This window comes from Sphingomonas sp. MM-1, assembly GCF_000347675.2.
In the GTDB taxonomy this organism is placed as follows: Bacteria; Pseudomonadota; Alphaproteobacteria; order Sphingomonadales; family Sphingomonadaceae; genus Sphingomonas_E; species Sphingomonas_E fennica.
This window is the reverse complement of the sequence record NC_020561.1, coordinates 3,536,743-3,562,276: the sequence shown is the minus strand read 5'-3', so window position 1 is coordinate 3,562,276 and position 25,534 is coordinate 3,536,743. Positions and strand designations below refer to the sequence as shown.

The 25,534-nt window shown below is 67.4% G+C and carries 22 protein-coding genes; 13 read left to right on the top strand and 9 right to left on the bottom strand.

Features of this window, described 5'->3' with window-relative positions; translation table 11 throughout:
• Nucleotides 1-2 precede the first annotated feature (2 nt).
• The 3 genes from G432_RS16900 to G432_RS16890 all read left to right on the top strand — a co-directional run bounded on the left by G432_RS16900 (nt 3) and on the right by G432_RS16890 (nt 4,728).
• On the top strand, nt 3-635 hold the full coding sequence (locus G432_RS16900; RefSeq protein WP_015460037.1) for a murein L,D-transpeptidase catalytic domain family protein: 633 nt from the start codon (nt 3-5) through the stop codon (nt 633-635).
• 78 nt (nt 636-713) lie between these two features.
• A complete protein-coding gene (locus G432_RS16895) occupies nt 714-2,774 on the top strand; it encodes an amidohydrolase family protein (protein ID WP_041865514.1) in 2,061 nt (686 codons plus the stop codon).
• A gap of 31 nt (nt 2,775-2,805) precedes the next feature.
• Nucleotides 2,806-4,728: a M61 family metallopeptidase gene (locus tag G432_RS16890; protein ID WP_015460035.1), complete on the top strand. Its 1,923-nt coding sequence runs from the start codon at nt 2,806-2,808 to the stop codon at nt 4,726-4,728.
• Between the two features lie 149 nt (nt 4,729-4,877).
• On the opposite strand, the gene G432_RS16885 is transcribed toward G432_RS16890, so the two are convergent.
• From G432_RS16885 to G432_RS16850, 8 genes are all read right to left on the bottom strand, one after another.
• The gene (locus G432_RS16885; protein ID WP_015460034.1) at nt 4,878-6,455 is read right to left on the bottom strand and encodes an MFS transporter; all 1,578 of its coding nucleotides are present in this window, start codon (nt 6,453-6,455) and stop codon (nt 4,878-4,880) included.
• Nucleotides 6,452-6,871 (bottom strand): DoxX family protein, encoded by a 420-nt coding sequence (locus tag G432_RS16880; RefSeq protein ID WP_015460033.1) that lies wholly within the window; start codon nt 6,869-6,871, stop codon nt 6,452-6,454. The genes G432_RS16885 and G432_RS16880 overlap by 4 nt, the downstream gene beginning before the upstream one ends.
• The gene (locus G432_RS16875) at nt 6,871-8,718 is read right to left on the bottom strand and encodes an amidohydrolase (protein WP_015460032.1); all 1,848 of its coding nucleotides are present in this window, start codon (nt 8,716-8,718) and stop codon (nt 6,871-6,873) included. The genes G432_RS16880 and G432_RS16875 overlap by 1 nt, the downstream gene beginning before the upstream one ends.
• Nucleotides 8,719-8,828: 110 nt before the next feature.
• Complete coding sequence (locus G432_RS16870) at nt 8,829-9,344, bottom strand: hypothetical protein (protein ID WP_015460031.1); 516 nt, start codon at nt 9,342-9,344, stop codon at nt 8,829-8,831.
• A 27-nt stretch (nt 9,345-9,371) separates the two neighbouring features.
• Nucleotides 9,372-9,656 carry a XapX domain-containing protein gene (locus G432_RS16865; RefSeq protein WP_015460030.1) on the bottom strand — a complete coding sequence of 95 codons (285 nt, stop codon included), beginning with the start codon at nt 9,654-9,656 and terminating at the stop codon, nt 9,372-9,374.
• 64 nt (nt 9,657-9,720) lie between these two features.
• On the bottom strand, nt 9,721-10,380 hold the full coding sequence (locus G432_RS16860) for a hydrolase (protein ID WP_015460029.1): 660 nt from the start codon (nt 10,378-10,380) through the stop codon (nt 9,721-9,723).
• A gap of 144 nt (nt 10,381-10,524) precedes the next feature.
• Complete coding sequence (locus tag G432_RS16855; RefSeq protein WP_015460028.1) at nt 10,525-11,559, bottom strand: 2-oxoacid:ferredoxin oxidoreductase subunit beta; 1,035 nt, start codon at nt 11,557-11,559, stop codon at nt 10,525-10,527.
• Nucleotides 11,556-13,430, bottom strand: coding sequence for a 2-oxoacid:acceptor oxidoreductase subunit alpha (locus G432_RS16850; protein ID WP_015460027.1), 1,875 nt, complete (start codon nt 13,428-13,430; stop codon nt 11,556-11,558). The genes G432_RS16855 and G432_RS16850 overlap by 4 nt, the downstream gene beginning before the upstream one ends.
• Before the next feature lie 468 nt (nt 13,431-13,898).
• Between G432_RS16850 and G432_RS16845 the strand changes: the two genes are divergently transcribed.
• The 10 genes from G432_RS16845 (at nt 13,899) to G432_RS16800 (ending at nt 24,530) form a co-directional block, all read left to right on the top strand.
• Nucleotides 13,899-14,879, top strand: a complete 981-nt coding sequence (locus tag G432_RS16845) for an alpha/beta hydrolase (protein WP_015460026.1) — start codon at nt 13,899-13,901, stop codon at nt 14,877-14,879.
• A gap of 38 nt (nt 14,880-14,917) precedes the next feature.
• Nucleotides 14,918-15,349 carry an RNA pyrophosphohydrolase gene (locus G432_RS16840; protein ID WP_051128853.1) on the top strand — a complete coding sequence of 144 codons (432 nt, stop codon included), beginning with the start codon at nt 14,918-14,920 and terminating at the stop codon, nt 15,347-15,349.
• A gap of 39 nt (nt 15,350-15,388) precedes the next feature.
• Complete coding sequence (locus G432_RS16835; protein WP_015460024.1) at nt 15,389-16,432, top strand: DUF481 domain-containing protein; 1,044 nt, start codon at nt 15,389-15,391, stop codon at nt 16,430-16,432.
• A 16-nt stretch (nt 16,433-16,448) separates the two neighbouring features.
• The gene (locus tag G432_RS16830) at nt 16,449-17,459 is read left to right on the top strand and encodes an aldo/keto reductase (protein WP_015460023.1); all 1,011 of its coding nucleotides are present in this window, start codon (nt 16,449-16,451) and stop codon (nt 17,457-17,459) included.
• 64 nt (nt 17,460-17,523) lie between these two features.
• A complete protein-coding gene (locus G432_RS16825; protein ID WP_041864971.1) occupies nt 17,524-18,306 on the top strand; it encodes a hypothetical protein in 783 nt (260 codons plus the stop codon).
• Between the two features lie 251 nt (nt 18,307-18,557).
• Nucleotides 18,558-19,505: a DUF7065 domain-containing protein gene (locus tag G432_RS16820; protein ID WP_015460021.1), complete on the top strand. Its 948-nt coding sequence runs from the start codon at nt 18,558-18,560 to the stop codon at nt 19,503-19,505.
• Nucleotides 19,502-20,806, top strand: a complete 1,305-nt coding sequence (locus tag G432_RS16815) for a phosphotransferase family protein (protein ID WP_015460020.1) — start codon at nt 19,502-19,504, stop codon at nt 20,804-20,806. Before G432_RS16820 ends, G432_RS16815 begins: the two co-directional genes overlap by 4 nt.
• Nucleotides 20,803-21,552: a tyrosine-protein phosphatase gene (locus G432_RS16810; RefSeq protein ID WP_015460019.1), complete on the top strand. Its 750-nt coding sequence runs from the start codon at nt 20,803-20,805 to the stop codon at nt 21,550-21,552. Before G432_RS16815 ends, G432_RS16810 begins: the two co-directional genes overlap by 4 nt.
• Before the next feature lie 145 nt (nt 21,553-21,697).
• Nucleotides 21,698-22,297 (top strand): TetR/AcrR family transcriptional regulator, encoded by a 600-nt coding sequence (locus G432_RS16805; RefSeq protein WP_015460018.1) that lies wholly within the window; start codon nt 21,698-21,700, stop codon nt 22,295-22,297.
• Nucleotides 22,298-22,334: 37 nt separating this feature from the next.
• Nucleotides 22,335-24,530 carry a TonB-dependent receptor gene (locus G432_RS16800; protein WP_015460017.1) on the top strand — a complete coding sequence of 732 codons (2,196 nt, stop codon included), beginning with the start codon at nt 22,335-22,337 and terminating at the stop codon, nt 24,528-24,530.
• 33 nt (nt 24,531-24,563) lie between these two features.
• Here the strand turns inward: G432_RS16800 and G432_RS16795 are convergent, their stop codons facing one another.
• Nucleotides 24,564-25,532, bottom strand: a complete 969-nt coding sequence (locus tag G432_RS16795; protein ID WP_041864970.1) for a glucokinase — start codon at nt 25,530-25,532, stop codon at nt 24,564-24,566.
• Between the last annotated feature and the right edge of the window lie 2 nt (nt 25,533-25,534).

Genomic DNA, 25,534 nt, shown 5'->3' with positions numbered 1-25,534 from the left:
CCATGGATGCCGCCTTGCCGCTTTCGCGCCGCGAAGTGCTGGGCGCCGCCTGCGGCCTCGCGGCGCTGGCGGCTGCGCCTTCCCGCGCGCTCGCCCAGAACGTGCCGGGCCTGTGGAGCATCGGCAGGAACATCCGGCTGGAGCTGCGCGCCGAGGTGATGGCGGCGCTGGCCCGGCACGAACGGCGGATATGGTCTCGCGACGTGATCGGCGTGGTCGATTACGGCCAGCCGTCGAACGTGCCGCGCTTCCACATCGTCAACCTGCTCGCCGGCACCAGCCGATCCTTCCTGGTGGCGCATGGCAAGGGTTCCGATCCGGCCTTCGAAGGGCGGCTCAGGATGTTTTCCAACATGGAGGGCTCGGAGGCCAGTTCGCGCGGGGCCTATCTGATCGGGGAGGCCTATCAGGGCGATCACGGCCTGTCGCGCCGGCTGATCGGGCTCGATCCCACCAACGACAATGCGATGGATCGGGCGATCGTGCTCCATTCCGCCCCCTATGTCGGCCCCGATGTGCTGGCGCGGCAGGGCAAGCTGGGCCGCAGCAACGGCTGTTTCGTGGTATCGCCCGCCGATATCGATGCGGTGCTGGCGGCGCTCGGCCGGGGGCGGCTGCTCTATGCGGGCGCGTGAGAAGTATCGGTAACGCGCGGACTTTTAAAGGCCCCCAGCCCTTTATTTCCGGCGCTCTTCATGGTCTATCAACGGCCCATGAAACGATCCATCCGCATGGCCCTGTGCCTTTCCGCCGCTTTCGCCCCCTCCATCCTGGCTCCATCGGCGGCGTCGGCCGCGACGGAGCGGTTCACCGTGATCTTCGGCGGCCGCAATGTCGGCCACCTCAATGCCGATACCGATGGCGACACCACGAAGATCGATTTCGATTATAAGAATAATGGCCGCGGGCCGACCATGGCCGAAACCGTGCGCACCAACGCCGCCGGCCTTCCCGTCGCCTGGACGGTGAACGGCACCACCACCTTCGGCAGCAAGGTGAGCGAGAGCTTCGCACTGAACGGCAACCGCGCGACCTGGACCGATTCCACCGGCACCGGCAAGGCGACGCTGAAGGAGCCCGGCATCTATGTGGCGCAGGGCGCGAGCCCCTGGGCGCTCGGCCTCTATGCCCGCGCGCTGCTGAAGGATGCGGATCATGCCATGCCGGCGCTGCCGGGCGGCACGCTGCGGCTGGAGAAGGGCGAGGCGCTGCAGATCGCCGGCACGGCGGGCACCGTCGCCGTCACCGCTTATGAGGTGGGCGGGATCGACCTCAACCCCGATACCGTGCTGATCGACGGCGACGGCGGCATGTTCGGCTATGTCACGCCCGAATTCATCATCATCCGCGAAGGATATGAAGGCGAGGAGAAGCGCCTGCGCGGGCTGGCCGCCAAATGGTCCACAGATCGCTATGTCGCGATGCAGAAGGAGGTGGCGCACCATTATGGCGCGCCGGTGCGCATCACCAATGTCCGCCTCTACGATCCCAAGACGCTGACCCTGACCGCGCCGGTGGCCGTGGTGGTGAACGGGCGCGAGATCGCCGCCGTCGAGCCGGCCGATAGCCCCGCCACTCCCGGCGAGGTGACGATCGATGGCGCCGGCGGCACGCTGGTGGCCGGCATGTACGAAATGCATGCCCATATCGGCCAGGACGATGCGCTGCTGAACCTGATCGCCGGCATCACCTCCGTCCGCGACATGGGCAACGACAATGCCGTGCTGGACAAGCTGATCGACCGGATCGAAGGCGGCGTGATCGCCGGCCCGCGCGTAGTGCGCAGCGGCTTCCTGGAAGGGCGCACCAAGTTCAGCGCCAATAACGGCATCGTCGTGGAGAATGAGGCGCAGGCCGTGGATGCGGTGCGCTGGTATGCCGCGCGCGGTTACTGGCAGATCAAGGTCTATAACAGCATGAACCCGGATTGGGTGCCCGCCGTCGTGGCCGAGGCGCATCGTCTGGGCCTGCGCGTCGCCGGGCATGTCCCAGCTTTCTCCACCGCCGATGCGATGATGGAAGCCGGCTATGACGAGATGACCCACATCAACCAGTTCATGCTGGGCTGGGTGCTGAAGCCGGGCGAGGATACGCGATCGCTGCTGCGGCTGACGGCGCTGAAGCGGCTGGAGACGCTCGATCTCAACAGCGCGCCGGTGCAGCACACCATCGGCCTGATCACCAGCAAGAAGCTGCCGATCGACGTGACGCTGGGCATCCACGAGCAATTGACGCTCAACCGCGACGGCCAGGTGCCGCCGGGCGCCGTCGACTATATCGATCACATGCCGATCGGCTACCAGCGCAGCGCGCGCAAGGCGTGGGTCGATACCTCCGCGCCGGGCGACGACAAGGCCTATCGCGCGGCGTTCGAGAAGATCATCGCCACCGTGAGGATATTGAACGATCGCGGCGTGATGCTGATCCCCGGCACCGACACGGGCGGCGCCTTCACCTATCATCGCGAGTTGGAGCTGTTCCAGCGCGCGGGCATGACGCCGGCCCAGATCGTCAGGCGCGCCACCTGGGACATGGCCCACTATCTTGGGCAGGACCAGCGGCTGGGATCGATCGAAAAGGGCAAGCTGGCCGATTTCTTCCTGATCCCCGGCGATCCGATCAAAGACCTGAAGGCGATCAAGACCATCGGCATGGTGGTGAAGGATGGCGTGTTCTACTATCCGAGCGAGGTCTATCCCAAGTTCGGCATCAAGCCTTTCGCCCCTGCCCCCAAGGTGACGCCGGCGGCCGCGACGCCCGTGGCCGATCGCTGATCCATCGATAATATCGGGACTTAGCCAAGACATGTATTCCAAGCTGAAGATGCTGCCGCTGGTGCTGGCGGCGACCACCGCCCTTGTTGCCCCCGCCGCCGCGATCGAGCGGAGCGCGCCCGAGCCGGCTTACCTGACCGACACCATCCCCGCGCCCAAGGACGTGGCCTATCCGGGCACGATGGTGCTGAACGTGGACGCGACCGATATCGATCGCGCCATATTGCGCGTGAAGCAGGCGATCCCCGTGGCGGAAGCCGGGCCGATGACGCTGCTTTTCCCGAAATGGCTGCCCGGCAAGCACGGCCCGCGCGGCGAGATCGAGAAGCTGGCCGGCCTGAAGATCATGGCCGGCGGCAAGGTGCTGCCCTGGCGGCGCGACAATCTGGACGTCTACGCCTTCCACATCGACGTGCCCCAGGGCACGAGCCAGCTGGACGTGAGCTTCGAGTTCCTGGGCGCCACGGACAAGCCCCAGGGCCGCATCACCATCACCCCGGCGATGATGAACATCCAGTGGGAACAGGTTTCGCTCTACCCCGCCGGCTATTTCACCCGCCGCATCCCGATTTCGGCGACCGTGACCTATCCCGATGGCTGGAAGGCCGCATCCGGCCTGCCTTCCACCGCGACGGGATCGACCTATCGCTACGAGACGACGGATTATGAAACGCTGGTCGACTCCCCGGTCTTCGCCGGCAAATATTTCCGCCAGGAACGGCTTTCGCCGCGCGTGCGGCTGAACATCGTCGCGGACGAGGCCAAATTCCTGGAAGCCAAGCCCGAGCAGATCGAGGCGCACCGTAAGCTGGTGGATCAGGCGGTAAAGTTGTTCGGCGCCCAGCATTATGACAATTACGAATTCCTGCTGGCGCTGACCGACAAGATGGGCGGCATCGGCCTGGAGCATCATCGCAGCTCCGAAAACGGCGTGAACCCGGAATATTTCACGGAATGGAACAAGGGCCCCGGCCGCCGCAACCTGCTGCCCCATGAATTCACCCATAGCTGGAACGGCAAGTTCCGCCGGCCTGCCGGCAACTGGACGCCCGATTTCAACACGCCGATGAACGACGACCTGCTGTGGGTCTATGAAGGGCAGACGCAGTTCTGGGGCTATGTGCTGGGCGCGCGTTCGGGCCTGTTCACCAAGCAGGAGACGCTGGACGCGCTGGCCGCCATCGCCGCCAACCTGGATATCCGCCGCGGCCGCGACTGGCGGGCGCTGCAGGACACCACCAACGATCCGGTCATCACCGCGCGTTCGCCCAAGGGCTGGGTGAGCTTCCAGCGATCCGAGGATTATTACAACGAAGGCATGCTGGTGTGGCTGGAGGTGGACAGCCTGCTGCGCGCGCAATCGGGCGGCCGCAAGTCGATGGACGATTTCGCCCGCGCCTTCTTCGGCCAGAAGGATGGCGACTGGGGCATCGACACGTTCGAGTTCAAGGACGTGGTGGCGACGCTGAATTCGATCGTGCCCTATGACTGGGATGCCTTCCTGACGACCCGGCTGGGCGAGAAGGCCAAGGGCGCGCCGCTCAACGGCTTTGTCAACGGCGGCTATCGCCTCACCTATGTCGACGAGCCGACGCCCTTCATCAAGGACCAGGAACGCACGTCGAAGGCGATCGACCTCAGCTATTCGATCGGGCTGACCAGCAAGGGCGGCGAGATCACCCAGGTGATCTGGGACGGCCCCGCCTTCAACGCCGGCCTCGCCATCGGCAGCAAGATCCTGGCGGTGGACGGCATGGCCTATTCCGACGACCGCCTGAAAGAAGCGATCCGCGCGGCCAAGGGCGGCAAGGAACCGATCCGCCTGCTCGTCCAGTCCGGCGACCGTTTCCGCGACATCGCCATCGAATGGAATGGCGGCCTGCGCTATCCGAAGCTGGAAAAGACGGGCAGCGGCACCGGCACGCTGGACCTGCTGCTGACCGCGCGGAAGTAAGCGTCGTCAGCCCTTCCCTCGGGGAAGGCTGCGGCGGCGGGCGGGGCGTCTGATGGACGGCCCCGCCCACGCCCTTTACGGAAAGCAGGCTTCTTTCAGGCCCTGTCGCCGCGCCATGGCCTTTCACCCGTGGGCGGCGCCTTTCCGCCTCATGGCGCCAGCAGGTGGCGGACGAGCGGCGGGTCTGCGCCGATGTGGAACTGGTTGACGGCCGCCTGATCGAGCCGGTCCGCCTGCGTCACCCGTTCATGCTGGCGGAGATGTTCCAGCCAGCTTTCGAGGACGAAGCTTTCGAGCATGGTGCCGGACTGGGCCGCATCCTCGTTCAGGCACCAGTTGAGCGCCCCGTCCCGCCGGCGAATGCGGCGCATCTCCTGCATGGCCCGCACGAATTCAGCCTTGCGCGCCGGATCGATCCGATATTCCACCGTCACCATCACCGGCCCGCGATCGGGCGCGGGGTCCTCGGCGACGATTGGCGCCGGCCAGTGCGAGGAGGGCGCGAGATCGCGGCTCTCGCCTCCGATCCGCCAGCGCAGCGCCAGCAGCAGCGCCACCACCAGCCCGGCAGCGGCGATGACCAGCGCGAGCGGAATGCCGATGCGCCCCGCCAGCCAGCCCCAGAAGGTGCTGCCTGCCGCCATCGCCCCCTGGAAGACGACGAGATAGACGGCGAGCGCACGGGCCTTCACCCAGGCCGGCACCGCCATCTGCGCCGCGACATTGAGCGCGGAGAGCATGGCGATCCAGGCGAGACCGGCGATTGCCATCACCAGGCAACCGACCACGAAGCTGCCCGTCTTCGCCAGCCCGAGCATGGCGACGGCGAACAGGATCGCCGCCAGCACCGTCAGCTGGTTGGATGGGATCAGCCGGCGCAGGCGCGGCAGCAGCAGCGCGCCCGCGATCGCGCCCGCGCCCATGAAGCCCAGCAGGCCGCCATAGCCGGTCGGGCCAAGCCCCAGCTCGCGCCGGGCGATGATCGGCAGGAAGGCCCAGAGCGCGCTGGCGAAGGGAAAGAAACCCAGGCAGCGGACCAGCACCGTCTGCAACTCCGGCGACTGGCGGGCATAGCGCCCGCCCGCCCGGAGCGCGCCGAAGAAACGTTCGGCCGGCAGCGTCGCGGCCTGGGCTTCCCGTTTCCATGCGAACAGCACCCCCAGCACGCCCAGCACCGACACGGCATTGAGCGCGAACACCGCCGGCGGCCCGGCCATGGCGATGATGACCCCGCCCAGCGCCGGGCCGATGGCGCGGGCGATGTTCACCCCCAGGCTGTTGAGCGCGACGGCATCGGCAAGCGCGGGGCGCGGCACCAGTTCGGGCACGATCGCCTGGAAAGCAGGCGCGCTGAGCGCCGCCCCGGTCGCGAGCGCGAAGGTGAAGGCGAGCAGCAGGGCGGGCGTGGTGAGCCCCGCGAAGGTGATCACCGCGAGCAGCCCGGCCGCGATCAGCATCCATAGCTGGGCGCCGATCAGCAGGCGGCGGCGATCGACGATATCGGCGAGCGCCCCGCCCGGCAGCGCGAAGAGGAACATCGGCAGCGTCGTCGCGGCCTGGACGAGGGCGACCATCAACGGCTCCGCCGACAGCGACGTCATCAGCCAGCCGGCGCCGACATCGTGCATCCACGTGCCGACATTGGAAACGACCGTGGCGATCCACAGCGCCCGGAACATGGGATAGCCGAGCGGGCGGCCGCCTTCCTCCCTGGCCTGCCCGCTCATCGCGCCGCGCGCCCGCGTTCGGCGAGGATCGCGGCCAGCATGAACCCGCCGACCAGGCCGATATGTTCTAAAAAGCTGTTGCGATCGTGGAAGCGGGCGACGGGATCGGCGACCGTCCAGAAGGGATGGCCGATCAGGGTGGCGATGACCGTGAACACGCCGAGCGCGCCGGCCGCGAGCCACACCCAGCGCCCGGCGACCAGCAGCAGGGACGCGCCGACCTGGACGAGGATGGTGGCCGCGACGACCAGCCCGGCCGGCTCCAGCCCGAAATGGCGCGCTTCGCCCAGCGCGCCTGGCAGATCGAACAGCTTGGCGATGCCGCTCATCCAGTAAGGCAAGGTGAGCAGCGTGCAGGCGAGCGTGGTGAACCAGCGGCTGGCGAGCAGCCCGGCGATGGGAGCTGGCGCCGCCATCAGACCGCCCAGCAACCGCAGCCGAGCGTGCCCCAGAAGGTCTGGACATCCGCTGTGGGGATATCGGCGGCGAGGGCAGCGGCATGATCGTGGCCATGGACATTGCAGGTGCTGGCGCAACCGCAGGCCGACGCCAGCTTCGCCGCCTGTTCGGGACGGCGATAATAGCCGCCGAAGGTGGCGACCGGCGACCAGTCCGGCATCGGCTTCGGCAGGGGTGGCGCGAGATCGCGATATTCGCCGGCGCCGTGCACCACCTCGCCCCCCAGCAATGTCAGGACGGATTCGATATGGGCGATCCCGTCCTCCGGCACGCTGAAATAATCATCGCTCAGCAGCACGAGATCGGCGAGCTGACCGGCCTTCACCTGCCCCTTTTTGCCCTGCTCGTTGGAGAACCAGCTATTCGCTTCCGTCCACAGCCGGAGCGCGGTTTCGCGGTCCAGCCGGTTGGCGGGCGGATAGAGCCGGAGCCCGCCCACCGTCTTCGACGTCACCAGCCAGGAAAGCGAGACCCACGGATTGTAGCTCGCCACCCGCGTCGCATCGGTGCCGCCGCCCACCGGCAGGCCCGCCGCCATCATCCGCCTGATCGGCGGCGTCCGCTCCGCCGCCCTGGCGCCGTAGCGCTCGACGAAATATTCGCCCTGATAGGCCATGCGGTGCTGCACGGCGATGCCGCCGCCAAGCGCCGCGATGCGATCGATATTACGGTCGCTGATCGTCTCGGCATGGTCGAAGAACCAGTGGAGGCCATCGAACGGAATGTCGCGATGGACCTTCTCGAACACATCGAGCGCGCGGCTGATCGTTTCATCGTAAGTGGCGTGGAGCCGCCACGGCCAGCGATTTTCGACCAGCAGGCGGATGACGGGCTCCAGGTCGCCTTCCATATTGGGCGGCATATCCGGCCGGGCGACGCGGAAATCCTCGAAATCCGCGGCCGAATAGACCAGCATCTCGCCGGCGCCGTTATGGCGATAGCTGTCGTCCCCCTGCCCCGGCTTCACCGTTTTCGCCCAGCCCGCGAAATCGGCCAGTTCCTCCTTCGGCTTCTGGGTGAAGAGGTTGTAGCTGATGCGCAGCGTCAGCTCGCCGTCCGCATGCAGCTTCTCGATGATCGCATAATCTTCCGGGTAATTCTGGTATCCGCCGCCCGCGTCGATCACGCCGGTCACCCCCAGCCGGTTCATCTCGCGCATGAAATGGCGGGTGGAGTTGACCTGATATTCGGGCGGCAGCTTAGGCCCCTTGGCAAGCGTCGCGTAGAGGATCGTCGCATTGGGCTGGGCTAGCAGCAGCCCCGTCGGGTTGCCGGCGGCGTCGCGCACGATCTCGCCCCCCGGCGGGTTGGGCGTATCCCTGGTATAGCCCACCACCCTGAGCGCCGCCGCGTTGAGCAGCGCGCGATCGTAAAGGTGGAGGATGAACACCGGCGTATCGGGGGCGATGGCGTTCAGCTCCTCGATCGTCGGCAGCCGCTTTTCGGCGAACTGATGCTCGGTGAAGCCGCCGACCACGCGCACCCATTGGGGAGCGGGCGTATTGTCCACCTGCCGCTTCAGCATCCGCATCGCCTCGGCCAGGCTCGGCACGCCGTCCCAGCGCAGCTCCAAATTGTAATTCAGCCCGCCACGGATGATGTGCATGTGGCTGTCGATCAGGCCGGGTATCGCCCGGCGCCCGCCGGCATCGATCACCGCCGCGTCCGGTGCCGCCGCCGCGCGCACATCCGCGGCACTGCCCACGGCGGCGAAGCGCCCGTCCCGGATCAGCACGGTATCCGCCTGCGGGTTGGCGCGATCCAGGGTGGTGATCTTCGCATTGGTGACGATAAGGTCGGACATGGTTTTCCTCCCGGAAGCGCGGGAACGGGCGGCCAGGGGCGCACCGTGAAGCGATGATGCGAGAAGCGCGGCGGCGCCGCCCGCCAGCGTCGTGCGGCGGTCGAGATCGCTCACCTCGAAGGCTCCCGCCGCACCGGCACGGCAACCGGCACCGGCCGATAGCGGATCGCCGCCATCAGCCCGATCAGGACGAAGAGCAGGAGCACGGCGAGCTGGGTGAGCTGGAAGGGACGTTCCGCCCCCGTGGGCGCGAGGCTGTGGAGCGACGGCACCTTGAGAAACGCCTGCACCACGCCGACGAACACCAGCAGGTAGAGGCTGGCGACCATGCCGGCGGCGTAGATCCAGCGCCATGCGCCGACGAGGCGGAAGCGGCGATAGGCGAGGAGGACGAAGGCCAGGATGATGAGCGCCACCACGCCGGTGACTATCGCGGGCGTGACGCCGTTGAACGGGAAGAAGAAGCCCGTGACGCTGGTGGCGATGGCCGTGACCAGGAACAGGCTGGTCCATGCGCGATAGGCGCCGCCGCGAAAGAGGCCGGCGACCGCGACGAAGCCGGCCGCGATGGCGACGAAGCTGATGGCGGTGTGGAAAATCGTGATCGCCTGAAGATAGGTCATCATCCGATCCTTCCCTGATATGCGGTTCGTTCAGGCGGCCCCGTGCGGGGGATCATGCGGGGGATCGCGCGCCTCATCGTCCCCGCCGCCCGGCATCGTCCCCAGCACCTGTTCGGCACAGCTCGTCCGCACATAGGAGGCGACCGGGCGGCCCGCGATCAGCCGTTTGGCGATGGGCACGACCTGCTCGCCTAGGAGCATGCCGAACAGCCCGATCAGGGCGATGACCGGCGGCGCGGGCGATCGCACGTTGAGCGCACCGTATAATATGCCCACGACAAGGCCGACGGCGAGCGAGATCAGATAGGGTTTCATGGGCGCGACCCCCGATATGGACCGGGCGGCCTTCCGGCACGGGAAAGGCCGCCCCGCCCCGGTTTCAGTGCCCGCCTTCGGAAGCGCCGAACATCGTCTTGGCGTAGATGATGCCGAGGCCGTAGGCGCCGCCATATTTGCGGGCGATGCCGGTGGTCATGTCGTAGGTTCCGGTCCGCGCCCAATCGCGCTGCAGCTCGAGCAGATATTGCAGCGACGTCATCGGCCGCACGCCGGCCTGGATCATCCGTTCCATCGCGCGTTCGTGCGCTTCGTCGGAAACGTCGCCGCAGGCGTCGGAGATCACATAGACCTCATAACCCTGGTCGATCGCCGACAGGGTCGGGCCGACGATGCAGACCGAGGTCCACAGCCCGCCGAACACCAGCCGGTCCTTGCCGATCGCATTGACCCGCTTGATGACGTTCGCATCCTCCCACGTGTTCATCGAGGTGCGATCCGTCACCTCCACATCGGGCAGCGCCTCCTTGATCTCATCGAAGATCGGGCCGGAAAAGCTCTTCTCGGCGACGGTGGTGAGGATCGTGGAAACCTTGAAGCCGGCGGCCGCATGGGCGACCAGCGCAGTGTTGGTGCGCAGCGTCGTCGCGTCGATCGAATGGGTGGCGAAGGCCATCTGCGACTGGTGATCGATCAGGATCAACGTGTGATCGCCCGGGGAGAGCAAGGTCTTCCCCGGGGTGGGCGTGGCGGTGATCGGCATGAGGCAAATCCTTGGCGGATGAGGATTTAGGCCCGGCGATCATGCCATGTGCGCAACGATGCTTCTTGTATGGAATCGACATCGCGCAAGCAGCGCGGCGGCGGCGGACGAGCGTGCCGCGCGCCCGCCGCCCCGCGCGTCCGATCACATTGTATGGGGCTGCTTTTCCACCTGCCAGGTCTGGCCCTTGGAGATCAGCTTCTGGAGATCGCGCGCCTTGCCGGCGGCGGCGGCGGCGTTCTGCTCCACCACCGCCCGTTCGAAGGTGGGGCGCGGGTGATTGTAGATCACGCCCAGCACCACCGGGCCGCCTTCGCCCGGCGCGAAATCGATCAGCATCTGGGCCAGGCCGTGATTGGTCTGATCGTGGACGATCACGCCCGCGCCCTTCCAGTCCCCGTCCACGACATCCACGATGCGCAGGCGCAGCGCCTCGCCGTCCATCGCCAGCCCCTTCGCGCCGCCGGCGAACAGCACGGGTTCGCCATGTTCCACCCAGATCTGGCTTTCGGGCGCGGCCTTCTTCTCGGTGAAGGGATCGAACACGCCGTCATTATAGACGATGCAGTTCTGGTAGATTTCCACGAAGCTCGCGCCCCTGTGGGCATGCGCGGCCTTGAGCACGACGGGCAGGTTCTTGTGGGTATCGATGCCCCGCGCCACGAAGCGCGCGCCCGATCCCAACGCGAAGCTGCAGGGGCTGGCCGGCCGGTCCACCGATCCGAACGGCGTCGAGGGCGATCGCGTGCCCACCCGGCTGGTCGGCGAATATTGGCCCTTGGTGAGGCCATATATCTCGTTGTTGAACAGCAGGACCTGGCAGTCGAGATTGCGCCGCAGCAGGTGCATCGTGTGATTGCCGCCGATCGACAGCGCATCGCCGTCGCCGGTGATGATCCACACGTCGAGTTCCGGGTTCGCCAGCTTCACGCCCGTCGCCACCGCCGGCGCGCGGCCGTGGATGGTGTGGAAGCCGTAGGTCTCCATATAATAAGGAAAACGCGACGAGCAGCCGATGCCGGACACGAACACGGTATTTTCCGGCCGCACGCCCAGTTCCGGCATGGTCCGCTGCACCGCCTTCAGGATCGCATAGTCGCCGCAGCCGGGGCACCAGCGCACTTCCTGATCGGTTTCCCAATCCTTGGGGCTGGTGGGGATGCTGGTCATCTCGTTCATGCGAGCGCCTCCTCGATGGCGGCTTCGATCTCGGCGATGCGGAAGGGCTGGCCGGATACCTTATTGAGCGGGCGGGCATCGACCAGATACTGGTCGCGCAGCACCGTCTTGAGCTGGCCGGTGTTCATCTCCGGCACGATGATCTTGTCATATCCCTTGAGCAGATCGCCCAGGTTGCGCGGCAGCGGCCAGATATGGCGGATATGGACGTGGTGGACGTCCCGGCCCTTGGCCCGCTGGCGCCGCACCGCCTGATGGATCGGCCCGAAGGTGGAACCCCAGCCGACCAGCACCAGCCGGCCCTTCGCCTCGCCCAGCGTGACCTCCTGTTCGGGAATATGATCGGCGACGCCGTCCACCTTGGCCCTGCGCAGGTCCGTCATCGCCTGGTGGTTGGCGGGGGCATAATCGATATGGCCGGTGTCGACCGCCTTCTCGATCCCGCCGATGCGGTGGATCAGGCCGGGCGTGCCGGGCTTCACCCACGGGCGGGCGAGCTTTTCGTCCCGGCCATAGGGCTTGAAGCCGCCTTCGGGCACGCTTTCCAGATACTGCACCGGGAAGGGCGCGTAGCCGCTCATGTCCGGCACCTTCCACGGCTCCGCCGCATTGGCGATATAGCCGTCGGTCAGCAGGATCACCGGCGTCATGAACTGGGTGGCGATGCGCACCGCCTCGATCGCGCAATCGAAGGCGTCGGCGGGCGAGCGCGCGGCGATCACCGGCAGCGGCGCATCGCCGTTGCGGCCATAGACCGCCTGATAGAGATCGGACTGCTCCGTCTTGGTGGGAAGCCCGGTGGAAGGGCCGCCGCGCTGCGAGTTGACGATGACCAGCGGCAGCTCCGTCATCACCGCCAGGCCCATCGCCTCGCCCTTCAGCGCGATGCCGGGGCCGGAGGAGGAGGTGACGCCGAGCTGGCCGGCATAGGATGCGCCGATCGCCGCCGCGATGGCCGCGATCTCGTCCTCCGCCTGGAAGGTCGTGACCTCATATTCCTTCAACCGCGACAGATGGTGCAGGATCGCGGAGGCCGGCGTGATCGGATAGCCGCCGAAGAACATCTTCACGCCCGCGAGCTGCGCGCCCGCGACGAGGCCCAGCGAGATCGATTCCGCGCCGGTGATCGTGCGGTAGAGGCCGGGTTCGGCCGGAGCCGCGGCGATATGGTGCTGCTTGAGCGGGCCGGAAATCTCCGCCGTCTCGCCAAAGGCGTGGCCGGCATTGAGCGCGGCGATGTTCGCCTCCGCCAGCGTCGGCGCCTTGGCGAACTTCTCCTTCAGCCACTGGATCAGCGGCTCGCGATCGCGATCGAACATCCAGAGCGCGAGGCCCAGCGTCCACATGTTCTTGCAGCGCAGCGCCTCCTTGTTGCCGAGGCCGAAGGGCTTCACGGCATCGAGGGTGAGCTGCGAGATGTTGAAGCTGAGCACCTGCCAGCGGGCGAGGCTGCCGTCTTCCAGCGGCGATGCCTCGTAACCGGCCTTGGTGAGGTTGCGGACGCCGAACTCGCCCTCGTCGGCGATGATCAGGCCGCCGGGCTTGAGCGCGCCGACATTGCTCTTGAGCGCAGCCGGGTTCATCGCGATCAGCACGTCCGGCGCGTCGCCCGCCGTCTCGATTGCCGTCGATCCGAAATTGATCTGGAAGGCCGACACCCCGAACAACGTGCCCTGCGGCGCCCGTATCTCCGCCGGGAAATCCGGGAACGTCGCGAGATCGTTCCCCGCCAGCGCGGTCGACAAGGTGAACTGACCGCCCGTCAGCTGCATCCCGTCGCCGCTGTCCCCCGCAAAGCGAACCACGATCGCTTCGGCCGGCGGATGGGCGTTTGCTTCCTTGGGGGTAAGTTCGTGAACGGCAGTCGCCATGCCCAGGTCACCTCGATATTTGTCGTTGCCTTCCTCGTTCCCGGTCATCCGGGCCTTCGACGCGAAAATATCCAAGGCCGCCACGCATGTCGCAGCGGCACGCAGGCGCCATCATAGCCCCGATGCGGGGCGACGCCACCTCTCTCCTGTCTTTCACCATAGTCCCCGTCGCACCCGCTTGCCAGCGCCGGTTGCCATGGCCCCTTATGCTCTTAAGACGCACGCTGAACGCGGGAACGGAGCCGGTAAAGTAGCAAAAGAAGACGGAATCCTGCGATAAAGCCATCAACATGGCTCATCCGGGGTTCAGGCGGGCCGGTCCAGGGCGGGCGCGGCAAAGGCGCCGACCGGCTCGACCGGGGCCGCCGCCGCCGCTAAACCGGGCGAAACCAGCCAGCCGAAGGAGATAGCGCGCGCATGACAGGGCCATCCGTTCCCCCCGCCCGTCGCCCGGCGAAAGCGGACCGCGTGCCCGAGCGGCCGCCGGTGCGGCCCGACGTGCGGGCGATGCTGGACTATATCGCCACCGCCCCCATCCCCAGGCTGCACGAGATGACGCCGGCCGACGCGCGCGAGCTGATGAAAACGGGGCGCGACCTGATCGACCTGCCCGTGGGCGAATTGGCGGTGAAGCGGGATTTCGTCATCCCCGGCCCGCATGGCGCGGATATCCCCGCCCGCCTGTATGACGCGCGCGCGACGCGCGCGCCGGGACCGCTGATGATCTTCTTCCACGGCGGCGGCTTCGTGCTGGGAAGCCTGGACAGCCATGATCCGCTGTGCGCGGAGATCGCCCGCGCGCTCGACATGCCGGTGATCGCGGTGGATTACCGGCTAGCGCCCGAGCACCCCTGGCCCGCCGCCCCCGACGATGCCGAGGCGGCCGCCCGCTGGATCGCCGCCAACCCGCCCGAAACCGGCCGGATCGCCACCGGGCTGGTGCTGGCCGGCGACAGCGCCGGCGGCACGCTAACGATCGTGACCACGCTGGCGCTGCGCGACGCGCCCGCCGCCGTGCCGGTGCTGGCACAGTGGCCGATCTATCCGGCGGCGGACCCTGGCGGCCGATATTATTCCTACCGCGACTTCAGCGACGGCTATTATCTGGATTCCGCGCTGCTGACCTGGTTCCACGAAAGCTATGGCGCCGATCTGGCGCACTGGCGCGCCTCCCCGATCAAGGCGAACCATGCCGGCACGCCGCCGACGCTGGTGGTGACGGCGGGGCTCGATCCGCTGCGCGATTCCGGCCGGGCTTATGCGGCGGCGCTGGTGCAGGCGGGCGTGCCGACCGTCTATCGCGAGGCCAGGGGCAATATCCACGGGTTCATGAACATGCGCAGGGCCATCCCTTCCTCGCAAGACGACCTCGCCGGCTGCCTCGCGGCGCTGGCGGCGATCGTCGCCGAGGCGGAAGCAGGGCGCGCGATGCTGGAGAAAGCGGCGTGAAGGAAAACGACCTCCCCTATCGCGATGCGGCGGCGGTGATGCTGCTGAACGGGGACAATAAGGTGTTCGTGGCGCTCAGGATCGATAATGCCGCCGAGGCCTGGCAGATGCCGCAGGGCGGGCTGGAGGAGGGCGAGGACCCCGAGGCCGGCATGCTGCGCGAGCTGGAGGAGGAAACCGGCATCCGCCCCGATCTGGTGCAGGTGATCGCCCGCGCCCGGCGCACCCTGTTCTACGACCTGCCGGAGGATCTGGTGGGCAAGGTGTGGAAGGGCAAATATCGTGGCCAGCGCCAGCACTGGTTCCTCGCGCGCTTCCTCGGCACCGACGCCGACGTGAACCTGGAAACCGCCGAACCCGAATTTCGCGGCTGGCGGTGGGCGGAACCGGCCGAGCTGCCGCGCATCATCGTGCCGTTCAAGCGCCGTCTCTATGAAGATGTGCTAGAAGAATTCGCCGACCACCTTTGACATTATCGTGACGCTTCACGGCCCGATGGAAGGACCGCGATGACCCCTGTTCTCGCTTTTGTATTGCTTGCCCAGGCCGGCCAGCCACCGCTGATCGCGCCCCATCCGCCCGTGATGGCCGCCGATCCCATGGAGCCGGTGCCCGAGCCGCTGGCGCCGATCCTGGATATCCCGCCGGCGCCCCAGCGGCCCCTGCCCCTGCCCCGGATCGACGTCGCCCGCCCGACCGAGCTTCCGCCCGCGGTGCGCGCCATGCTGGACGCGGCGATCGCCAGCGGCGACGCCCAGGCGGTGGCGACGGTGACGAAGCTCGCCAAGCAGGCCGCCCCGTGGGGCGCGCGCCAGGCCGAAGGGCTGAAGGACGGTTTCGACAAGGATCAGGCCGACAAGAAGGCGCTGGCCGAACGGCAGCGGCAGGAACGGATCAAATCCGCCAGCTTCTTCGATAATTGGGGGGGCGAGGTGGAGATCGGCGCCGCCCGGTCCACCGGCAACACCCGATCGCTGGGCCTCTACCTCGCCGCCAAGGGCGAGCGCGAGGGGCTGCAGGTGCGCCATCGCTTCAACGCGCGCGCCGACGTGCAGGAAACCAACAACGTCACCACCACCGAACGCGTGATCGCCGCCTACCAGCCGAACTTCAAGTTCGATGACAGGCTCTACGCCTATGGCCTTGCCCAATATGAGCATGACCGGTTCCTCGGCTATGACAGCCGCTACACGCTGGGCGGCGGGATCGGCTACACGCTGTTCACCGGCCCCAAGCTGAAGGTGGACCTGGAAGGCGGCCCGGCGGTGCGATACAGCAACTATATCGAGGAGCCCGACAAGACGACCGTGGCGGGCCGCGCATCCGTGGCGCTGCGCTGGCAGATCGCGCCGACCGCCAGCCTGACGCAGGATGCGGCCCTGTTCATGGAAGCGGGCAACACCAACGCCAGCACCACGCTGGCGCTGGACACCAAGCTGTTCGGCCCGCTGAAGACGCGGATATCCTATAACGTGCAATATGAACGCGATGCGCCGGCGGGCCGCGATCCCGTGGACACGCTGACCCGCGCCACATTGGTCTACAGCTTCTGAGGATGGACCCCCGCCCATGACGCTTCCTACCCGCCGCATCGGCCCCTTCACCGTTTCCGCCATCGGCCTGGGCTGCATGAACCTGAGCCACGGCTACGAGCCGTTTCCGGCGGAGGAGGATGCGGCGCGGCTGCTGAACCGGGCGCTGGACCTGGGCGTGACCTTCCTCGACACCGCCGCCATCTATGGCGACGGGGCGAACGAACGGCTGATCGGCAAGGCGGTGATGCATCGCCGACGCGAATTCACGCTGGCCAGCAAGTGCGGGCTGGGCGTCCATGACGGCAAGCGCGGGCTGGACGGGCGGCCGGAAGCGGTCGCATCCACGCTGGATGGGGCGCTGGCCCGGCTCGGCACCGACCATATCGACCTTTATTATCTCCACCGGCTGGACCGGAACGTGCCGATCGAGGATTCGGTCGGCGCCCTGGTCCGCGCGAAGGAAGCCGGCAAGATCGGTGCGATCGGCCTTTCGGAAATGTCCGCCGCCACCATCCACCGGGCGCATGCCGTCCATCCGATCGCCGCGATCCAGACCGAATATTCGCCCTGGGTGCGCAACCCCGAAGTGGCGGTGCTGGATGCGTGCCGCGAACTGGGGATCGGCTTCGTCGCCTTCTCGCCGGTCGCGCGCGGCTTCCTGGCAGGGGCGGTCCGCGACGATCGCTATTCAGGCAGCGACATCCGGGCGGTGATGCCCCGCTTCCTGGAACCGCAGCTTTCGCACAATCTGGCGTTGTTCGATCGGTTCCGCGCCGTGGCGCAGGCGGCCGGATGCACATCCGCCCAGCTTGCGATCGGCTGGGTGCTGGCGCGCGGCGAGAATATCGTGCCCATTCCCGGCACCCGCAGCATCGCCCATCTGGAGGAGGATGTGGCCACTGCCTGCATCGCCATCGATCCCGCCGCGCTGGCGGCGGTGGATGCCATCTTCGCCCCCGGCGCGGTCGCCGGCCGCCGCTATCCGCCGGCGATGCAGGCGCAGGTGGATACCGAGCTGCTGCCCGAGGAACTCGAGGACGCCTGAGGCGCGCGGTCACGGCGACAGGCCCGATTGCGGCTGGCATCCGGCTCCTGTAGGCGAACGGCCAATGCCCCCGGCGTCCTATCAGCCTTCATCCTATCGAAACGAGGCACCGCTCCACCGCCGGGCCGGCGCCCTTTTCGTGGCGATCGCGGCCAATGTGCTGCTGGTTGTGATGCTGATCCGCATCGCGGCCATGCCGCCGTCGGAGCCGACCGAGCCCACGAAGCCGCTGACGGTGGAATTGCTGCCGGATACATCCACCTCCTCCACGCCGTCAAAGGCGGCCGAGAAGAAGAGATCGGCCGAGGCGGCATCGCAACGATCGCGGGCGCCCAGGGCGGTGCCCGTGCCGACGCCCACCCAGCCGCCGCCGGCCCAGGCGCTCGGCCCGCTCAAGATGCTGATCCTGACGCCCGAGGAGTTCGCGGCGTCGGACATATCCAAGCTGCCGTCGCACGCCGAGGGCCGCGCCACCGCCGATGCCAGCACGGCCGGCAGCGGTGCCGGGCAGGACAGCAGCTCCGACGGGCCGGGTTCCGGCCCCAATGGCGAGCGGCTCTACAATGCCGAATGGTATCGCCCGCCGACCAATGCGGAGCTCAATTATTATCTGCCCGCCAACGCGCCGCGCGTGGGCACGGGCCTGATCGCCTGCCGGACGGCGCCCAATTATCGCGTCGAGGATTGCCGCGAGATCGCCGATGCGCCGCCGGGCTCGGGTCTGGCCCGCGCGATCCGCCAGGCGGCCTGGCAATTCCGCGTGCTGCCGCCACGGATCGGCGGGCGGCCGATGGTGGGCGCCTGGGTGCGGATCAGGATCGATTTTACCGAGCGCGGCGCGAACTGATCGGCCGGAAAGGGAAAGGGAGGCCGCCGACCCGACGACCTCCCGATGCGACCCTGCGGGTATTCTTGCTCGAGTCCGCACAATAATATGATCAGGACGGATTGACAGTTAATTACCGTTAAATCCCCTCCGAAGCCGTATAATGCGTGGCCGTGGGCGATCCCGCCGGGCCGGGCGGGCCCGCGCCAAGTTGGCCCTTGCCTTCGCGCCTCATGTTTTTTAGTCCATACGGACGATAAAAGGAGGATGCGGTGGCGATTCTGGGCGAAGAGGACAGGCTCCACCCGTCGGGCACGGATGATAGCTGGTTCGAATCCTGGTGGTTCGCCTTCTACGTGCCCGAACGACGGCTATCGGTTTACATCTATCCCTGGTTCCGCCCGAACCTTGGGATATGCGGCGGCGGCGTGTTCGCCTGGGACGATCGCGGCTCCCTGCCCTGGACGATGCTGCACCACGACTATCTCTGGAGCCGGCGCTTCGACGGCTGGGATGCGATGGCCGAGGGCGGCCGGATCGCTATGCCGCAGGGCGTGACCATCGACGTGATCGAGGGCGGCCGCGCCTATCGCATCCGATACGATCATCCGGGCCTGGCCTTCGACGTCCGCTTCGAAGCCACGGCGGCCGTGGAGGCCACCAGCGCATCGACCACCGAGGAGAGCATCTTCAAGGGCCATATCGATCAGCCGGGCCGCTATGCGGGCTGGGTGCGCGCCGGCGGCGAGGCGCTGGCGGTGGATTGCCATTGCGTGCGCGACCGGAGCTGGGGGCCGCGCCGCGACGACGTGACCGGTATGCATATCGGCTATTTCCACGCCACCGCATCGGCGGACGACGCCTTCCTGATGGTGACGCATGCCGGCGCCGATCCAGAGAGCTTCTCCCTGCTTTCGGGCTATCTGATCCGCGACGGCGCGCATTCGCTGTTGGCCGAAGGCAGCGCCCGGATCACGCGCGGCGACGATCTTTCACCTGAAAGCTGCGTCATCGAAGCCACGGACCGGCGGGGCCGCCGGCTGGAGGCGCGCGGCCGCGCGATCACCCGCATGGCGGTGCAGGTGCAGCCCGGCATGTTCAACTGGTCCAGCTTCGCCGAATGGAATTTCGGCGAGGCCACGGCCTATGGCGAGCTGCAGGATACCTGGCACCCGGACGGATATCGCGCCTTCGCCCGCGAACGGGGAGCCGCGGCGTGACCGGCATCGTCGATGACGAAGCCCTCGACGCCAGCCTGCGCGCGTGGATCGAGGCGACGACCGGCAGCGGCATCACCGCGATCCAGCGGGTGAGCGGCGGCGCCTTTCGCACGAGCTGCCGGGTGGACCTGGATGGCGCGCCCGGCGCCGCCTTCCTGAAGATCGACCTGGGATCGGCCCCGCGCACCCCCTTCGACCTGCGCCGCGAGCATGAGCTGCTGACCCGGCTGGACGGGCGCGCCCGCGCGCCGCGCACGATCGGCTGGCACGAAGGCGCGACCGCGATGGCGATGCACTGCCTGCCGGGCGAGGCGCGCTGGGCGGGGATCGCCGACGAGGCCCATCGCGACCGCATCGAACGATCCTTCGCCGAGGCGCTGGTGGAATGCCATGCGGTGGACATCGCCTCCCTCGCGCTGGATCACCTGCCGCCGGGCCTGACGATCGGCGAGGCGATCCGCCGGGAACTGGACATGTGGGAGGAGTTGCTCGACGCCAATGTCGCCGATCCCGATCCGCTGACCCTGTTCGCCTTCCGCTGGCTGCGCCACCGCCTGCCGGCGGACGACCGCCCGGCCGTGCTGGTGCAGGGCGATGCCGGCCCCGGCAACTTCCTGTTCGATGCTGAGCGCGTGACCGGGCTGGTCGACTGGGAGATGACGCATCTCGGCCATCCGCTGGAGGATCTGGGTTGCGTGCTGGCCCGATCGCTGGTGCAGCCGATGGCGAGCGCGGAGCGGCTGCTGTCGCTCTATCGCGCGGCATCGGGCCGGGACTGGACGATGGACGAGCTGCTCTATGCCACCATCCTGGTGATGGCGCGGTTCAGCGTGCCGATCGCGCTGGCGCTGGAAAGCCGCCATACCGGCATGGATTTCGGCCTGACCAACGGATATTTCCGCCTGTCCCAGATATCGCTGATCCGGCTGATCGCCCGCGCCGAGGGGCTGACGCTGGACGAGACGCCGCCCGCATCCGGGCCACGCCCAGCGATCGGCTTCGAATTCGATTATCTGCGCGACGTGCTGGGCACGATCGTGCGGCCGGCGATCGACGATCCCTATGTGCAATATCGGCTGGACGGGGCGATCGGCCTGATCGGCTATCTGCGCGCGGCGCTTGCCGACGATACGGCCGGCCCGCGCGGCGACCGCGATGAGCTGCGCGCGCTCTATGCCGACCGGATCGCCGAGGGCGACATCGCCACGACGCTGCAGGAATTCCTCGCCGAGGCGCTGTGGCGCGAGACGCTGATGAAGGACATGCTGGGGCCGCTCCATGGCGGGCGCGTGAAACTGTGACGCAGCCGGAGGCCGACACGCTTCTCGCCGCCATCCGGGCCCACGCCCCCAATTTCCGGCCGCTGGGCGAAGGGCTGATCGCGCCCGGCCTGCTCTATCGATCGGGCGAGCTGGCCAGCCTCGACGGCCATGCCTGGGCAGCGATGGAGCGGATCGGCATCCGCACCCTCATCGACCTGCGCGGCCCCATGGAGATCGAGGCGATGCCGGTCCGGCCCCCGGCCGCGATGCGGCTGGTCTCCATCCCGCTTCATCCCGGCCAGGGCGCCGGGATCGGCGCCGGCGCCATCGACAATGCCGCCGCCGCGCAACGGATCGGCAATGCCTATCGCCATCTGGTCCAGGCATATGGGCGGGATATCGCCGGCATCCTCCATTTGCTGGCGGGGGAGGATGCGCTGCCAGCCGTGCTATTCTGCACCGCCGGTAAGGACCGGACGGGAATCGTCTCCGCGCTGCTGCTGGCGGCGATCGGGGCGGACAGCGCCGCCATCCATGCGGACTATGCCATCACCAATGCGATGCTGAGCGGGGCGGCCCGCCAGCGCGTGTGGGACATGAGCACCCGGCTTGCCACCTTCGACATGCCGGCCGGCCCGATCGTCGATGCCATGCTGGCGGCGGACCCCGCCTATCTGGAGGCCGCGTTCGACGCCATCGCCCCCCTGCCCGCCTTTTTCGAACGCAGCGGCCTGGACGGCGCCGCGATCGATCGGCTGCGGAAGCGCCTGTTACCGCCCGCCTGAATCTTTTTCGTCCATCTGGATTGGAATATTGACTTTATCGTCCGAATGGATGATAAAAATCACATGGCGTCTTTCATCACCCCCGATCAGCCGTTTAGGAGCGGATCGACGGCGCAGCCCGCCCGTCGAATCGGGGAGGTGCCGGATGCCCAAGATTGTCGACCATGACGAACAGCGCCGGATCATCGCGGCGGCCGCCGTCCGCTGGATCGCCAGCCACGGGCTGGAAACCCTGTCCCAGCGCAACGTCGCGGCACTCAGCGGGCGATCCAAGGGCAATGTGCAGCATTATTTCCCGGACAAAGCCTCGCTCATGTTCGGCGCGCTGCGCTGGATCTCCGGCGAGCGGGCGGAACGCGAGCGGCCCCGGCCGGGCGATCCTCAGGCGGACGATCCCTTCGCCACGCTCAGCCGGCGCCTCTATGCCGTGCTACCCACGGACGAGCAGCGCGCGGACGAATGGCGCGTGCGCCTGTCGCTCTACGTCTATGCACACAACGATCCCGACATGCAGGCCTATCTGGCCGAGCATGGCCGCGAGCTTGCCGAGCGCGGCGTCGCCGATGTCCGCGCCTGCCAGGAAAAGGGGGAGATCCGTGCCGATCTGGACCCTGCGCTCACCTATCAGCGGCTCTCGGCCGCCGTATCCGGCATCGCCGTGGCGGCGCTGGCCAATGGCGGCGAGCTGGGGCCGGACGACCAGAAAGCGATGCTGGCCGAAATATTGAAATCGATCGCAGCCTGAGGGGGCGCCAGACCCTCCGGGCAAAAGGGAGGGGAAAATGAAGATCCGGGTTATCGCGGCTTTGCTGGGCTGTTCATCCTCATTCTGCGCCATCGCCCAGGCGCAGGAAGAAACGCCGCCGCTAGGCGGCCTCGCCGATATCGTCGTCACCGCGCAGAAGCGGGAGGAGAATCTGCAGGAGGTGCCGATCTCCATCGTATCGATGGGATCGGAACGGCTGACCGACCTCAATGTCGATCGCTTCACCGATATCGGCTTCACCGTGCCGGCGCTGCGCCTGAGCCAGCATCCGACGACGCCCTTTTCCACCCGCCTGTTCATCCGCGGCATCGGCAACAACGATGCGCAGGTGACGCAGGACCCGGCGGTGGGCGTCTATGTCGACGGCGTCTATATCGCGCGCTCCACCGGCCTCGCCTTCGACTTCGGCGATGCCGAGCGGGTCGAGGTGCTGCGCGGGCCGCAGGGCACGCTATACGGCCGCAACACCACCGGCGGCGCGATCAACATCGTCACCCGCCGGCCTAGCGGCGAGCTGAAGGCCACGGCCGAATTCGGTTACGGCACCAAGGATTATATCCGGGCGCTGGGGCGGATCGACCTGCCCGAATTCGGCGGCATCGCCACCAGCATAACCGCGCTCTACGCAGAACGGGACGGGCTGGTGAAGAATGTGGGCGCGGGCCGCGATTTCGGCGAGAATGATCGCTGGGGCGTGCGCTTCGTGGCGGCGGCCGACCTGTCGGACAATGTGGACGCCTTCTTCGCCTACGACCATTCGCTGGAGCATAACACGCCCTTTTACTATCAGGCCGAGGACGTGGCGGCAGGCCCGCCCTTTTATTATGACAGCTTCATCCCGGTGGCGACCAAGCGGGTGAAGCGGGCGACGCTCGCGGCACCGGTGGAACAGAGCCGGCTGCGCACCGACGGCCTTGCCTTCACGCTGACATGGAAGCCATCGGATGGGCTGACGGTGAAATCGATCACCGGCTATCGCGATTTCAACGCCAGCGTCTATGCCGATTTCTCCGGCAATCCGGTGGCGACCCTGTTCCGCACCAACCGGCAGGATACCGACCACCACCAATTCAGCCAGGAGCTGCAGCTGCTGGGCACGGCGTTCGGCGACCGGCTGGAATATATCCTCGGCGGCTACGTCTTCTCCGAGCAGGCGGACCAGACCGAGGATTATGACGCCGGCGCCTTCGTCATCAGCAACCGCTACATCTACGCCAGGAACAGGGCGCAGGCGCTGTTCGCCAATGCGACCTGGGCGTTTGACGACCGGCTGAAGCTGACGGTGGGCGGCCGATATTCCTGGGATCAGCGCCGCGCGACCAAGGACAATGTGGATTTCACGCTCCCCGATCCCGATACGGGGTTGCCGCCCTTCGCCTTCATCGGCCAGGGCGACCGGCATTTCTCCAAGTTCAACCCTTCGGCCAACATCTCCTGGCAGCCGATCGACGACCTCAACCTCTATGCCAAGATCGTCACCGGCTATCGCGCGGGCGGCTTCGGCACCGGGGCCGCGACGAAGGCGGATTTCGAGCGCGGGTTCGACGAGGAAAACCTGACCTCCTACGAAGCCGGGATCAAATGGCAGGGCTGGGACAGGCGCCTGCAGCTCAACAGCGCCTTCTTCTATTCCCGCTACAAGGACATATTGATCGATCTGGCGGTGCTGGGCGCGCCGCAGTTCGTCGCCAGCTTCAATGCCGGTCGCGCGCGCATCTACGGCATGGAAGCCGATATCAGCCTGCTGCCCATGGAAAGCCTGCGGCTGGACCTGAGCTATGCCTATCTCAACGCCAAATATACGGAGGTGATCGATCCGCAGACCGGCGCGGACGTGACCGACCTGTTCAAATTCCCCAACGCGCCGAAGAACAGCTTCAGCATCACGGCGGACCAGCGGCTGGCCTATATCGGCGGCGATGCGCCGCTGCACCTGATCCTGAACTATGCCTGGCAGGACAAGGTCGTCACCACCGCGCCCTATATCGAGCGGCCGGGCGCGCGCATCGGCGCCTATGGCCTGCTGAACGCGCGGCTGGAGGTGAAGCGGCTGCCGCTCGGCTCCGCCAATGTCGATCTGGCGCTGTGGGGCCGGAACCTGACCGACAAGGCCTATGTGATCGATGCCGTCGGCAGCTTCCCCTGGTCCACCAACATGAAGGCCTATGGCGAGCCGCTGACGGCGGGCGTGGAAGCCCGGCTGCATTTCTGAGCCGGGCGCTGCGGCGCCCGCCGCCGGCGATACCTACCGGTTCGCCTCCTGATAGGCGGCGGCGGCGCCTAGCAGGCCGGGATCGGGGTGGACGGCAAGGCGGATCGGGAATTCGGCCATGCGCTGCGCGAACCGCCCCTTCGCCCGGAAGCGATCATTGAACAGCGGCCCGGCCAGCCGATCGCGGATGCGGTTGGCGAGGCCGCCGGTGACCACCACGGCATTGGCGCCATGGGCAAGCGCGAGATCGCCCGCGACCGATCCGAAGGCCATGATGAAATGATCGAGCGCCTGCGCGGCCAGCTTGTCCGTGCCTTCGATGGCGGCCGCCCATAGCGTCGCATCGTCGCCCGGCACGATCGAATGGGCGCCGACGAAGGCCAGGGTCTCGTGGATCTCGCCCAGGCCGGGGCCGGAGACGACGCGCTCGGTGGAAACGCGGCGATGGCGCTGGCGGAGGCGACGGAGCAACTTCTCCTCGAAATCGTCGAGCGCCGCGAAATCGAGATGGCCGCCCTCCGTCGCCAGCACGATCCGCCGGCCCTGCCAGCGCAGAAGCTGCGCCACGCCCAGCCCCGTGCCCGGCCCGATCACGGTGGTGACGCCATTTTCCGGCATCGGCCCTTCCGGCCCGCCGATATGGACGAGCTCCTCATCCTCCAGCACGGCGACGGCGGCGGCCATGGCGGCGAAATCGTTGATCAGCAGCGGATCGCCGTCCAGCCCGAGATCGCGGCCCAGCGTGGCGGGCTGGAGCGTCCAGCCATTGTTGGTGAAGCGGATCAGTTCCCCATCCACCGGCCCGGCGATGGCGATGCAGGCGGCCCGGGGCAGATCGCCGCCGCTGTCGCGGCCGAAGGCGGCCCAGGCATCCGCCAGGCTGGCATGGTTGGCCGTCTTATACTTGCGCACTTCCTCCAGCACGGGGCGCCCGTCATCCCGAAGGTGCGCGATGGCGAAACGCGCGTGGGTGCCCCCAACGTCAACAGCAACGATACGCATGT